Here is a 12,713-nt window from a genome sequence, read left to right on the forward strand (position 1 = left end):
CGGCACTTTAACCTTGCCGCAGCCAGGCCCGTGGCGACAACCCCGCGTGCCGCTGGGCGAACAGGCGGCTCAGCGCCGATGCGTTGGCATAGCCCAGCTCGGTGGCCAGCTGCTTGATCGGCTTGCCGGCGCGCAGCTCGCCGCGCGCGATGGTGAGGCGCCAGCCTGCGAGGTAGTCGGCCGGCGTCTGCCCCACCGCGTCGCGAAAAGCCTCGGCAAAGCGGCTGCGCGACATGCCGGCCTCCGCGGCCATGCGCGCCAGGCTCCAGCCTTCACCGGGGCGCGCGTGCAAGGCGGTCAAAGCGCGGGCCAGCCGTGGGTCGGCCAGACCGCGCAGCAGGCCCAGCGGCAGCGTCGCGTCGCGCTGGTCCAGCATCCAGCGCAGCAGTTGCAGCAGCAGCACCTCGAACAGCCGGTCCGCCAGCAGGCGCTGGCCGCAGCGCACGCGCTCGGCTTCGCCGAACAGCAGCGTCAGCGTCGCAGCAATGCCTTCCACCTGCGCCAGCGGCAGCACGACCAGTGGCGGCAGCGCCTGCACCAGCGGGTGATCCTCGCCCTGGTCGAAGTCCAGCGTCGCGCAGACGAAGTCGGCACCTTCCGTCGGTGCGTTGTGGAAGTCGTGCGCCAAAGGCCTGGGGTAGAAGACCAGGCTGGGCTCGCTGACGACGAGGTGCTTCACCAGGCCGGTGCCGGCCGCGTGGCGCACGTCCATCGTGCCGTTGCGCATCACATGCAGGAAGCCGCGGCCGGGCCGGGCGTCGAAGTGCGTCACGCCGCACAGCGGCCCGGCGTGGAAGAGGCTGGCGCGCACCCGCAGGCGCTCGAACAGCGGGCTGAGGCGGTCCAGCGGGGCGGCGTCGGCCATCGGACGAATTGGATTGAATCGGAGACGGGATGATACTTTCCGTCCCAGTCAGGGCGTCACAGTGGAGGCCTTCATCCACTGCACCCGAAAGGTGATCCATGAACGCCCCGACATCCCGTGTCCCCCTCGTCTCCGCCACCGACACCCCTGCGGCCAGCCGGGCCACGCTGGACGCCGTCCACGGCGCCTTTGGCGCGACGCCCAACATGTTCCGCGCCGTGGCCAACTCGCCGGCGGCGCTGCAGGCCATGTGGGGCTTCTTCGGCGCCCTGGGCGGTGGCGCCATCCCCGCCAAGCTGGGCGAGCAGATCGCCGTTGCCGTGGCCGACCGCAATGCCTGCGAGTACTGCCTGGCCGCGCACACCGCACTGGGCCGCAAGGCGGGCGCGACGCCGGCCGAGATGGCGGCCGCGCAGGCGGGGGAATCCGTCGACCCGGCCACGGCCGCGGCGCTGCGCTTTGCGCTGAAGCTGGTCGAGCAGCGCGGCCAGGTGGGTGACGCCGACGTGGCGGCGCTGCGTGCCGCCGGCTTTGGCGACGGCCAGATCGTCGAGATCCTGGCCCATGTCGCGCTGAACCTCTTCACCAACTACGTGAATGTCGCGTTCGCGGTGCCGGTGGACTTCCCCGGCGTGAAGCTGCGCGCCGCCGCCTGAGCGGCATTTCGCAGGAGATGATGGCAATGATGAAAACCGCCCTGGCGCTGCGCCATCTCGCCTTCGAAGACCTCGGCCTCATCGAGCCGCTGCTGCGTGAGCGCGGGTTCCATGTGCGCTATGTCGAGGCCGGGGTCGACGACTGCGCGGCCGTCGACCTGGCCAAGGTCGATCTGCTCATCGTGCTCGGCGGGCCCATCAGCGTGGAGGACGAGGAGCGTTTCCCCTGGCTGGTCGACGAGGTCGCGCTGATACGCCAGCGGCTGGATGCGCAGCAGCCGCTGCTCGGCGTCTGCCTGGGGGCGCAGTTGATGGCGCGCGCACTGGGTGCGCGCGTGCGGCCCATGGGTGTGAAGGAGATCGGCTTTGCGCCGGTCATGCTGACCGCGGCCGGGCAGGGCAGCGCGCTGGCAGAGCTGGGCAGCCAGCCCATGCTGCACTGGCATGGCGATCAATTCGACCTGCCTGCAGGCGCCGAGTCGCTGGCAACGACGGCCCTCTGTGCCCACCAGGCTTTCGCGCCGCATCGCAAGGCACTGGGCCTGCAGTTCCACCCCGAGGTCGACCCGCATCGCTTCGAGCAATGGCTGATCGGCCATATCGACGAGCTTGAGCACGCCGGCATCTCGCCCAACGAGTTGCGCGCCGCGATGGCGCGTGAGGCTTCGGGTTTGAGAGCCGCGCTGACGCGGCTGATGGACCGCTGGTTAGACCAGGCCCTGCTTTGATGCCAGCACGGCTGCTTCCGCGCGGCTGGACACGTTGAGCTTCTTGTAGATGCTCTTGATGTGGTCGTTGACGGTGAACCACTTGATGCCCATCAGGTTCGCGATTCCTATTTGGAATCAACAGCTTGGCGGCGTCGAGGGCTCGCGGGAAATGACCGAAAAGGGCTCTTTTGGGCGTTTGTGCCACCAATGTTCCAACGACTTGATCGAAAAGGAACATTGGCATGGCATCAATCGTCGAACGGGGAGGGCGATTCCTCGCGCGCGTCCGCGTCCAAGGCGCCCCGGCGGTCTCCAAGACGTTTCAGCGGCGCAGCGACGCGGAGCGGTGGGGGCGTAAGACTCAGGCAGAACTTGAAGCGGGCCTATGGGTGCCCGAGAAAGCGCCGGCACCGACCCTCCGGGAAGCTGTTCAGGAGTACCGGAAGACCGTTGGGGCGAAGCTGCGCGGGGCACCGTACTACAAACGTCACTGGGACGCTTACGAGGCGCTTCCATGGGCCGCGTTGCCCACCTCAGTGCCCCATGCGCGTGCCACGGGGATGACCACAGGCCGGCCACCGAGGGGCAGCTCCCACCGCAGGCCCCCGGCCGCCCAGCGCAGTCCAGCCGGGAGGCGGTAGGTCAGCTCACGCGAGACAGGGGCAGCCTGTGGGTTCCATGGACGGGACCGCTTCGGCTTCTTCAGGGCAGTGACCATCACCGCAGTGACCTCACCGACTCGGCCATGAGCTTGGCCTCGGTGACCTCCAGGCGGGGTTTCGGCCTGGCCTTGGCGTGGTCCCGCAGCCGTAGCCCCGCTTCAGCGAAGACCGCTCCGAGGTAGTCGGCCAGCACTCTCACAGCCCTCGGGGGCATGTCTTGGTAGACCCGGTGCATGGCCCGAGTCTTGTGGTTCCAGGTCTTGCCTACCGCCAGCTCATCCAGTGCGCGCACCTTGCGGACCAACTGGAAGCGGAGGGCTTGGTCATCGGCAAACCGATGGGGACGGTCAGCCGCGTAGACGTACAGCGCCAGCGCCGTGGAGGCGACCTCTTGGAAGGCGACATTGCAGTCCAGCGCCAGCAGTGCATCCGCTGCCCTGACCTCATGGCGGGCGTAGGCGCCCCCCCGGTCTCGGTGAACAGTCAGGGCCTTGGCGTGGTCGATACAGCGACCCCAGCGGGCTCGCATGACCTGCCACAGCGGGGCATCCTCATTTGCATCCCACAGGCGCCGGATGGCGTCCCGGTAGGGGCCGTATTCGGTGACCTTGATGCCGCTCTGTAGGGGGTGCCCGTGGCGGCGCAGGGCCAGCTTGTGGGCGTTGCACTTGTTCGACCGCCCCGATTTGGGCTGACCGCAGTTGGGGATGATGCAGAAGGGAGTCATGGAATGGTGGTCATGGAAAGTGAAGCCAGCCGGTGGCCCTGGTGGGGGCCGACAGGTGGCCGTGATGGGGACGGAAGGGAAGGCAGGCAGGGGCTGACATTCAGACCACGACCACCCAGGGACACAGGCAGGGAAAGGATTGGGGTGGTCGGCAGCGGCGTCAGCCGCATGAGGTCAGCCAGCGGGCGCGTCTGGGTAGACGGCCCACCGCTGTGGTCCCTGATGGCAACGGCAGTCAGACAGGAAGGACACCAGCCAGGAATCAGCTGGATTTACTCTTCAGGTGCACCCTAATACTGTGTCGTTAAGCGAGCCTGCGACCTCGTGCTCGACGAGGCCCAGCGGGCTTCCGTCCGGTGGCAGCGGTGGCGCTGCTCGACATGTAGCCTCGGTCGCCCGGTAACTGCGCTCCAGCTCTTCGGGGGCATCAGCACTGCCGCACTCCGCCCTGCGCCGGCCGAAGCACTTGACCTCCTGGCACCGGCCGGGGCCGAGACTGACGGTCTTGGTGAAGATGGCCCCAGCGCCCTGCAACTGGTCGAGGATGGTCCGCATGGTCCTCTCCGTGGCGAAGGAGGTGCGGACGTTCAGTTCCACCAGGTAACCCCGCCGCTCAGCCTCGGCCTGGTTCCCCAGGACCACCCGCAGCGCCTCCAGGTACTTGGATGACATGCGGGTGGCCCCAAGGGACTCACGGGCCAGCATGCGCAGGACCGGCTCCGGGGTCGTGGTTCTCAGGTCGGCCCGCAGCCGCTGGCCCACGTTGCCGAACACGCCTAGTGCGCTGGGTGGCGATGGGGGCGGCAGCAGAGCGAGCGCCACTTCGAGGTCGAACCTGTCGCGGGCCTCCTGCTGGGCCGCCGTGGTCAATCCGCCCGAGGGCAGCGCGGCCCTGGCAGACGCCCTTCGCGCACTGCGCCCTTTTTCCTGTGCTCATGGATGGTGAGCGCCACGACCTGGTTCAGGGTGAGCTGCTGCCCGTGTTCCACCGCCTGGGCGCGCTGGGTGGACTTCGTTTCGTTCTTCATAGTCTTCTCTCTTCAGGTGGAGGTGATGCCGGGTCACGACGTTGGTGTCGATATGGCGAGGGGTGGTGCGTGGGCCGCAGGGGCAACGCCCGAGTGGGCGTTCTTGAGGTTCTGCTCTAGCCGGGATCTAAGCGGCATGGCTGCGCTACCGGGCAGGCGGCGACGATGAGCTTTTGCTAAGGGGAGGGTTTAGGCGCTCAGCCCCGGCAAGCCCAGTGGTTCGGGCAGGGGTGGCGGGGCGTGGTTGTGGGTGGTGGTGGTGCTCAGGGCGGTGTCAGGGGTTCTCCAGGTGGTGACCAAGTTCAGGCGCTTTTCGATGAATTGCTAAGGCCGGGGTTTAGCGGGCATGGCTGCACCCACCGGCACGCGGCGACTTTCAGCTTTAGCGAGGGGCAGGGTTTAGGGGCGCAACTGCTTGCAGATCAACGCGCACGGAAGCGGCCCCTGGCCGCTGCGACTGCTGGCCCGAGCGCTGGCCGGCGGAGTACATCGTCAAGTGCTGGCCAAGCTCGGGGACGTTGAGTTATTGCGTAGGGTGGGTTTTAGACGTGAGTTCGCTTTGGGTATGCCTCAGCGATACCAGCCTGCGACTCCGCCAGGAGACCCCCGGAGAGTTCCGTTTCCGCTGTTGACCTACTCAAACGAAACCGTCATTATGCGAACCACTCAAACGAAACCAGAGGGGTTCAGCATGTCTCACGTCCGCGCCTACCTTCGTGCCAGCACTGAAGACCAAGACGCACAGCGGGCCCGGCTGCCGCTGGCCCAGTTCGCCGCCTCACAGGGCCGCGTGGTGGCCTCGTGGTACGCCGAGAACGAATCAGGGGCGAAGCTGCGCCGGCCTGAGCTGTTCAGACTCCTGGCGGACTGCCACCCTGGGGATGTGCTGTTGGTCGAGCAGGTGGACCGCCTCTCGCGCCTCAGCGTGGAGAATTGGGAGGCCCTGAAGGACGCCATTAAGGCAAAGGGGGTCCGGGTGGTCGCGCTGGACCTACCCACCAGCCACAGCGCAATGCGGGCGTTGCCGCCCCGCGCAGCCGGTCAGGAGGCCGACCCTACAGAGCTGATCCTTCAGGCCGTCAATGCGATGCTGCTGGACATGCTGGCCGTGATGGCGCGGAAGGACTACACAGACCGCCGCCGCCGTCAGGCTGAGGGCATCGCCAAGGCGCAGACTTCGGGGCTCTACAGGGGCCGCCAGGTGGACGAGGCGCGGCATGCCACCATCCTTGCGCTGCTCGACGCGGGGAAGACCTGGGGCCAGGTGCAGGAGCTGACGAAGGCCAGCCGCTCCACCATTCTGCGAGCGGTAAACCTACGTGGCAACAGTGAAGCGCCAGCGACGTCTTGACCGACAATTTGTTGATTCAAGGGGGCGTCCAACTATGAGAATTTCCTCTCTGCTCGGTTGCCTGACTGTCGCCGCTGTGCTTCTGTCCCCGCACGCCCAGGCATACACGCTCTTCGGCGGGCCCGACTGCGGCAAGTGGGTAAATACCCCGAGCGCGCAGTACAAGACCTGGCTCATGGGATTTATGTCAGGCCAGAACGCGCAGCATGTCGGCTATCGCGATGTCATTAAGGACCCGTACTTTCAGGCCAAAGACCCCCTCGACCAAGTGAGTTCGGCCGAGCAACTCTTTCTGTGGATGGACAACTACTGTCGTGCCAATCCACTAAAGACAGTCGCCGATGGTGGTGTCGCCCTTTTTGCCGAGCTAGTGGCCAAGCGCAATGCAGCTATGAAGTGACCGTCAGAAGTGAATCTTCGCCAGGCGTCGAAGACCAGCTAGCCGGTCCAGTAGGCCCGGTCCCAGTGGGATGAGCGCTCCACCAGTTCCCCCGTCGGTGCGCTGGAGGCATCCGCCAGGCTCACTAGAACCTCGCCCTTGCCGGCCCCCGTGCGCGGCCTCCTGGGGCTCTTGAGGCCCTCGCAGTCCCATGCAGGAACCGAGGGGGTAGAGGGGGGAAGCTGGCCTGGATCGCTCATCCGATGCCCTCTGACATTTTTCCGGAGAACATTCGCGCCTATGGCAAGGAGGCCATTGCATGTCGCAGGAATCAATCGTCACGTCGATGAAGCTAGTGGAGTGGCTCGCCTCGAAAGTGGGCGGGCTGAAGATGAGGAGTGATGGCAGGGCGCTGACCGCTGCGGTCTGTTTCGGAGTCGCGCAGGAACATCACGTGGCGATGGTTTCCCTGTGCACCCTGAAGCAGCCCTTGCATGCCAGCGTGTTTGCTCTCGCGCGACCTCTGTTTGAAGGCTACTTGCGCGGGATGTGGCTGGCTCACTTCGCCACTGACGACCAAGTGGACAGCTATCACGAGGGGAAAATTCCGGACACGGCCAGCCTTATTGCCGCACTAGATAAGGGTCTCCCTGAGGGGCAGGTGAGCAACCTCAGCATCCTTTACAAACGCAATTGGAAGGCTATGTGCGGCATGACCCACGCGGGGGCAGAGCACTTCGGCAAGTGGAACCAGGATGGGGTTTTAGAGCCTGCCTTCACCGAGGACGACGTTGGCCGCATCCTGGACTTTGCGGCACGCATTGGGGTTCTGACGATAGCTGGCGTCGCGACACTGTCAGACCAGCCAGACCTGTGGCGTGAGGTGCTGCAAGAGTCGAAGGCGCGCATGCCGCCGCGCTACGAAGCGGGAGCCGACAACCCGCCTCAGTCTGCGGCCGAAGCTATGGGTATCTGACCGACGACACCGCCGCGACGTTTCCGGTGGAGCACTTGAAATGACCTACCCGCGCCGTTACATAGCTGGCACGCTGCGCCAGGCGCGGCTTAGGAGCAGCTATGACCGTCAGAACCGAAATTACGTTTGCCGTGAAAGAGAGCGCCAGCGGCACCCCCTGGCTCGCCTTTGAGGGTGCCGCCCTGCGCGGTGAGGGGCTGCCTTCGGGTCTGTATGGCTTTGACCTCAAGCCTGGCACGAGCCACGAGCAGGCCCAGGCGGTCGCCGACTTCTTGAACGACAACGTCGCCAAGCTGAACTTCACGGCGATGCCGTTGGCCTGACGCATGGTCTCTTTGTGTCAAGAGCGAGGCCCAGCTCTTGGTGCATCCGTAGCTCCACCGTGACCCTGTAGCTGACCACCTTGGCGACCTCCAGCAACTGTGCGGGCGTGATGTCCTGATAGTGCTGGTCGGTGATGTCCCGGGGCTTGTGCCCTACATACCGCTGCATGACCACGCGCTGAACCCCCGGCATGCCGTCAACGGTTGTCACGAAGGTGTGGCGAATGCGAACTGCCGTTCACCAATGCCGCCTGCGTGACCGAGTTTCGCGATGGCAGATTCCTAGAGAGATTGCAGCGCATCGCCGACGAGTCGGACTTTGTGGGGGTGGTCCTGTCGGAGGGAAGCTTGTGCCAACTATGTGCCAAACCTGTGCCAAAAAGAGCCCGTTGCAGGGCCTCGAAGGCTGTGTTTGAATGCCGCCTGCTTCATCCGAGGCAGACATTGGTGGCACAGAGAGAAGAAGCCCGACAGAGGCTAAGTCGTTGCCTTCACAGGCAAATCAGACCAGGCCCTGCTTGGACGCCAGCACGGCGGCTTCGGCGCGGCTGGACACGTTGAGCTTCTTGTAGATGCTCTTGATGTGGTCGTTGACGGTGAACCACTTGATGCCCATCAGGTTCGCGATCTCCTTGATCGTGAAGCCCTTGCTCAGATAGGTCAGCACTTCGCTCTCGCGCGGCGTCAGGCGCTCCCACTCGGGCGGCGGGTCCAGCGCGACGCCGCGGCTGCTGGCAAAGGGCGCGTGCGAGGACGACAGCGAGCCGAAGCCCGAGTTCAGCGGCATCGTGCCGCTCTCGCCCGACGCGGGGCGGAAGTGCGACAGCAGGCGGCGCGCGATGGCCGGCGACAGCGGCGGCTGGCCGCGCACGATGCGCTGCAGCTCTTCCACCAGCACCTCGAAGCGGTCTTCCTTCAGCAGATAGCCGTCGGCGCCGCATTGCAGCGCGGGGAAGAGATGGTCGTCGTCGGAGTACAGCGTCGTGACGATCTTGATCGCCGACGAGCCGGCCATTTCGGTCAGGAACTCCATGCCGTTGCCGTCCGGCAGCTCCAGGTCCACGAGGATGAGCTTGAAGCCGGTCTCGGGCGTGTTGCCGGCGAACTTGCTGGCCTGGCGGCGTGCGTTCTCGAGATCGCCCACCTCGGTGATCTCCATGGCATCGCTGAAACTCTCTCGCACCACGCGGCACAGGAAGCTGCGGGCAACGGGGTTGTCTTCGATGATGAGGACTTTGACGGTCATGGCGAGGGAGCAGAGGCTGGCGATTCGACCGCCGAATGTAGCGCACCCACCCTCTCATAACCGAGCGAGACTGCGGGGGGGCAAGCCCCCGTTTCAGGCTTCATGCTTGGGTAAGAACCAGCTTGCCGACGACCTCGCGGGCGGCCATGCGCGCGAAGGCGGCCGGCAGTTGCTCCATCGGCAGCACGCGGTCCAGCACGGGCTTGATCTTGCCGGCGGCGTACCAAGCGGCCAGCTCGCCCAGCATCCTGGCGTTGCGGCCGGGCTCGCGTTTGGCGAACTCGCCCCAGAACACGCCCACCAGCGACGCGCCCTTCAGCAGCGCGAGGTTCAGCGGCAGCGCGGGGATCTGCCCTTGCGCAAAGCCGATGACGAGGTAGCGGCCGCGCCAGGCGATGGAGCGGAAGGCGGCCTCGGCCATGTCGCCGCCGACGGGGTCGTAGATGACGTCGGGGCCCTTGCCCTCCGTCAGCGCCTTCAGTTCGTCACGCAGGTTCTGCGTGGTGTAGTTGATGGTGGCATCCGCACCCAGCGTCTTGCAGGCCGCGCATTTGGCGTCGCTGCTGGCCGCGGCGATGACGCGCGCGCCCGCCGCCTTGGCGATCTGGATGGCCGCCGTGCCGACGCCCCCCGCAGCGCCGAGGATGAGCACGGTCTCGCCGGCCTGCAGCGCGGCGCGGTCCATCAGTGCGTGGTGGCTGGTGGCATAGGTGCAGATGAAGGCAGCCGCGTCCTCGAACGTGAACGCGTCCGGCAACGGCATGGCCAGCGCGGCGGGGATGCAGACCTCGGTCGCAAAGCCGCCCAGCCCGCCGAAGGCCGCGACGCGCTGGCCGACGGCAAAGCCCTTGACGCCTTCGGCCACCTCGCTGACGACGCCCGAGAACTCGGTGCCCGGCACGAAGGGCAGCGGCGGCTTCATCTGGTACTTGTTCTGCACGATCAGCAGGTCAGGGAAATTCAGGCTGGCCGCCTTGATCTGCACGCGGATCTGGCCTGCGCCCAGCGCGGGAGCGGGCAGCTCGCGCCATTGCAGCGCCTCGACGCCCACGGGGTTCTCGCACAGCCATGCCTTCATCGTCATCTCCTGAGTGATTGGTGCCCCACGGCCAGGCTGCGCCTGGCCTGCCCCCCGAGGGGCGCAAGAAAGCTCGGGGCGGCCCAGCGCCTTCTTGTGAAGCGGCCATGATAGGAATCAAGAGGGTTACACCCGGTCTCGCAGGTGACGCTCTCCCTACAATTGGCCCCCATGCGCATCCTGATTTCCAACGACGACGGCTACCTCGCCCCCGGCCTTGCGGCCCTCGTACAAGCCTGCCAGGGGCTCGGTGAGATCGACGTCATCGCACCCGAGCAGAACGCCAGCGGCACATCCAACTCGCTGACGCTGAACCGGCCCTTGAACGTGCACCGCGCTGCCAACGGCTTTCGCTATGTCAGCGGCACGCCGTCCGATGGTGTGCACCTCGCGCTGACCGGCCTGCTGGGCTACCGGCCCGACCTGGTGCTTTCGGGCATCAACAACGGCGCCAACATGGGCGACGACACGCTTTATTCGGGCACGGTCGCCGCGGCGACGGAAGGTTATCTGTTCGGCATCCCATCCATCGCGTTCTCGCAGGCCGAGAAGGGCTGGGGCGAACTGGAGGCGGCGGCACGCATGGCGCGCAGCCTGGTCGAGCAGGTCATCGCCGGCGGCCTGGGCCAGGCCTTCCTGCTCAACGTCAACATTCCCAACCGGGCGGATGCCGCCACGCTGCCACGCCGCATCACGCGCCTGGGCCGTCGCCACTCCAGCGAAGGCATCATCGAGCAGATCAACCCGCGCGGCGAGACCATTTACTGGATCGGCCCCGCCGGCGACGCCCGCGAGGCCGGCGAGGGCACGGACTTCCACGCCACCGCCAACGGCGCCGTGTCGATCACGCCGCTGCAGGTCGACCTGACCGAGCATTCCTCGCTCGGCGCCTGGGCCCAGCGACTGGGCCTCTGAATGGCCACGGCCAAGCGCTTCCCTGCATCGCTGAAGTCGGCCACGGCGCCGCAGCGTGAGCTGCTGATGCCGCAGCGCCATCTGCACCAGGCCACGCGTGACGCGGCGCGTCTGGCGCGGCCCAGCGGCACGGGGCTGGACAGCGGCGCGGTGCGCCAGCGCATGGTCGACCGGCTGCGCGCGGAGGGCAAGTTCGACGAGCATGTGCTGGCCGCGATGGCCGCCGTGCCCCGTCATGAGTTCGTCGACACCGCGCTGGCCGCCCAGGCCTACGAAGACACGGCCCTGCCCATCGGCCATGGCCAGACCATCTCCAAGCCCTCGGTCGTGGCCCACATGCTGGGCCTGCTGATGGCCGGCGCCGGCGCGCGCCAGCGCGGCTCGCTCGGCCGCGTGCTGGAGATCGGTACCGGTTGCGGCTACCAGGCCGCCGTCATCGCCATGCTGGCGCGCCAGGTCACGTCCATCGAGCGGCTGCAGGGCCTGCACGACAAGGCCAAGGTCAACCTGCCGCGCGTCGCATTGCCGCGCCAGCCGCGCCTCATCTGGGGCGACGGCCGCGTCGGTCACGCGGCCAGCGGGCCCTTTGACAGCATCATCGCGGCGGCCGGCGGCGAGGACATTCCGCCGGCCTGGACCGAGCAGCTCGCCCCCGGCGGGCGACTCGTGGCGCCCACCGCGGCGCGTGGGCGTGGCCAGGTGCTGGTGGTGCTGGATCACGTCGTCGAAGGCGGCGTCAGCCGCTGGGTGCGCAGCGAGCATGAGGCCGTACTCTTCGTCCCCCTAAAATCCGGCGTCGTCTGACCGGGCCGCTGGCGCACCGCGCCACACAATCGGGGCGGCCCTTCAACGTGCCTTAGCCACACGATGCTCTCAAGCTTGCGCCAACTTCTCCTACTCATCACCACCTCGCTGCTGCTCAGCGCCTGCGGCACGTCGCTGCATCGCGCGCCGGTCGAGGATCGCAATCCCCAGCAGCCCAAGGTTGCGGCGCCCGCCGTGCCTGCGGCGCCAGCCTCGGCAGCTTCTGCGCCCGAGGTCAAGCCGCCGCTGCCCGGTGCGGAGAACGCCGGCAAGCCCGGTTATCACACAGTCAAGCCCGGTGACGCGCTGATCCGCATTGCGCTGGACAACGGCCAGAGCTGGCGCGACGTGGCCAAGTGGAACAGCCTGGAGAACCCGAACCGCATCGAGGTCGGCCAGGTGCTGCGCGTCGTGCCGCCGGGCGTGGATGCGAGCGCGGTGACGGCCAAACCGGTCGCCAGTGCCGCCAAGGTCGAATCCCGCCCGCTGGACGCCAAGCCGCCAGTCGGCGCCGCCAGTGCGCCGGCGTCGCCTTCATCGTCGGCCACCACCAGCACGTCGACCGCGTCGTCGTCGGACGAGGACACGCTGGCCTGGGGCTGGCCCGTCACGCAGTCGGTCAGCGCCGGTTTCGACGAGCAGCGCAACAAGGGACTGGACTTCGCCGGCAAACCGGGGGACCCCGTACTTGCTGTTGCGGATGGACGCGTTGTCTATGCTGGTTCGGGGTTGCGCGGCTACGGCAACTTGGTCATCATCAAGCACAACAACACCTACCTGACGGCGTATGCCCACAACCGGGCGATGCTGGTCGAGCAGGACCAAGTCGTACGCAAAGGTCAGAGGATTGCCGAGATGGGTTCCACCGAGAGTGACACCGTCAAGTTGCACTTCGAAGTGCGCAAGCTCGGCAAGCCTGTCGACCCGGCGAAGCTGTTGCCGGCCCGCTGAGAGAGCCGGTTAGCGAAACCAACCCTGGGCCAGCGACCACGT

The 12,713-nt window shown here is 66.8% G+C and carries 16 protein-coding genes; 9 read left to right on the forward strand and 7 right to left on the reverse strand.

All coding sequences use genetic code 11. The annotated features are described in order from the left end of the window. Positions 1 to 7: 7 nt before the first annotated feature. Complete coding sequence (locus AC1D29_RS03155; protein WP_477894442.1) at positions 8 to 865, reverse strand: cupin domain-containing protein; 858 nt, start codon at positions 863 to 865, stop codon at positions 8 to 10. Positions 866 to 963: 98 nt separating this feature from the next. On the opposite strand from AC1D29_RS03155, the gene AC1D29_RS03160 reads away from it, so the two are divergent. Together AC1D29_RS03160 and AC1D29_RS03165 are read left to right on the forward strand one after the other, a co-directional pair. Further along, on the forward strand, positions 964 to 1,521 hold the full coding sequence (locus AC1D29_RS03160; RefSeq protein ID WP_477894443.1) for a carboxymuconolactone decarboxylase family protein: 558 nt from the start codon (positions 964 to 966) through the stop codon (positions 1,519 to 1,521). Positions 1,522 to 1,550: 29 nt separating this feature from the next. After that, positions 1,551 to 2,249: a glutamine amidotransferase gene (locus AC1D29_RS03165; RefSeq protein WP_477894444.1), complete on the forward strand. Its 699-nt coding sequence runs from the start codon at positions 1,551 to 1,553 to the stop codon at positions 2,247 to 2,249. Here the strand turns inward: AC1D29_RS03165 and AC1D29_RS03170 are convergent. From AC1D29_RS03170 to AC1D29_RS03185, 4 genes are all read right to left on the reverse strand, one after another. Further along, positions 2,229 to 2,342, reverse strand: a complete 114-nt coding sequence (locus AC1D29_RS03170) for a helix-turn-helix transcriptional regulator (RefSeq protein ID WP_371816375.1) — start codon at positions 2,340 to 2,342, stop codon at positions 2,229 to 2,231. The two genes, AC1D29_RS03165 and AC1D29_RS03170, sit on opposite strands and share 21 nt — an antisense overlap. Positions 2,343 to 2,948: 606 nt before the next feature. Then, a complete protein-coding gene (locus AC1D29_RS03175; protein WP_477894445.1) occupies positions 2,949 to 3,620 on the reverse strand; it encodes a hypothetical protein in 672 nt (223 codons plus the stop codon). 279 nt (positions 3,621 to 3,899) lie between these two features. Further along, positions 3,900 to 4,490: a hypothetical protein gene (locus tag AC1D29_RS03180; RefSeq protein WP_477894446.1), complete on the reverse strand. Its 591-nt coding sequence runs from the start codon at positions 4,488 to 4,490 to the stop codon at positions 3,900 to 3,902. Beyond that, a complete protein-coding gene (locus AC1D29_RS03185; protein ID WP_477894447.1) occupies positions 4,487 to 4,648 on the reverse strand; it encodes a hypothetical protein in 162 nt (53 codons plus the stop codon). The genes AC1D29_RS03180 and AC1D29_RS03185 overlap by 4 nt, the downstream gene beginning before the upstream one ends. A gap of 691 nt (positions 4,649 to 5,339) precedes the next feature. Here AC1D29_RS03185 and AC1D29_RS03190 point away from each other — a divergent pair. From AC1D29_RS03190 to AC1D29_RS03205, 4 genes are all read left to right on the forward strand, one after another. After that, the gene (locus AC1D29_RS03190) at positions 5,340 to 5,999 is read left to right on the forward strand and encodes a recombinase family protein (protein WP_477894448.1); all 660 of its coding nucleotides are present in this window, start codon (positions 5,340 to 5,342) and stop codon (positions 5,997 to 5,999) included. A gap of 76 nt (positions 6,000 to 6,075) precedes the next feature. Then, a complete protein-coding gene (locus AC1D29_RS03195; RefSeq protein ID WP_477894449.1) occupies positions 6,076 to 6,399 on the forward strand; it encodes a hypothetical protein in 324 nt (107 codons plus the stop codon). 298 nt (positions 6,400 to 6,697) lie between these two features. Further along, a complete protein-coding gene (locus AC1D29_RS03200; RefSeq protein WP_477894450.1) occupies positions 6,698 to 7,354 on the forward strand; it encodes a DUF6988 family protein in 657 nt (218 codons plus the stop codon). Positions 7,355 to 7,455: 101 nt separating this feature from the next. Further along, positions 7,456 to 7,677, forward strand: coding sequence for a hypothetical protein (locus tag AC1D29_RS03205; protein WP_477894451.1), 222 nt, complete (start codon positions 7,456 to 7,458; stop codon positions 7,675 to 7,677). 502 nt (positions 7,678 to 8,179) lie between these two features. On the opposite strand, the gene AC1D29_RS03210 is transcribed toward AC1D29_RS03205, so the two are convergent. Beyond that, a complete protein-coding gene (locus tag AC1D29_RS03210) occupies positions 8,180 to 8,923 on the reverse strand; it encodes a LuxR C-terminal-related transcriptional regulator (RefSeq protein WP_477894452.1) in 744 nt (247 codons plus the stop codon). 100 nt (positions 8,924 to 9,023) lie between these two features. Then, on the reverse strand, positions 9,024 to 10,001 hold the full coding sequence (locus tag AC1D29_RS03215) for an NADPH:quinone oxidoreductase family protein (protein ID WP_477894453.1): 978 nt from the start codon (positions 9,999 to 10,001) through the stop codon (positions 9,024 to 9,026). 171 nt (positions 10,002 to 10,172) lie between these two features. Between AC1D29_RS03215 and surE the strand changes: the two genes are divergently transcribed. From surE to AC1D29_RS03230, 3 genes are all read left to right on the forward strand, one after another. Next, a complete protein-coding gene (surE, locus tag AC1D29_RS03220) occupies positions 10,173 to 10,916 on the forward strand; it encodes a 5'/3'-nucleotidase SurE (RefSeq protein ID WP_477894454.1) in 744 nt (247 codons plus the stop codon). Beyond that, complete coding sequence (locus AC1D29_RS03225; protein WP_477894455.1) at positions 10,917 to 11,720, forward strand: protein-L-isoaspartate(D-aspartate) O-methyltransferase; 804 nt, start codon at positions 10,917 to 10,919, stop codon at positions 11,718 to 11,720. It abuts the gene before it with no gap. A gap of 63 nt (positions 11,721 to 11,783) precedes the next feature. Further along, complete coding sequence (locus AC1D29_RS03230; protein WP_477894456.1) at positions 11,784 to 12,671, forward strand: peptidoglycan DD-metalloendopeptidase family protein; 888 nt, start codon at positions 11,784 to 11,786, stop codon at positions 12,669 to 12,671. Positions 12,672 to 12,713 lie beyond the last annotated feature (42 nt).

It is taken from the genome of Roseateles sp. P1_C6, assembly GCF_056406315.1.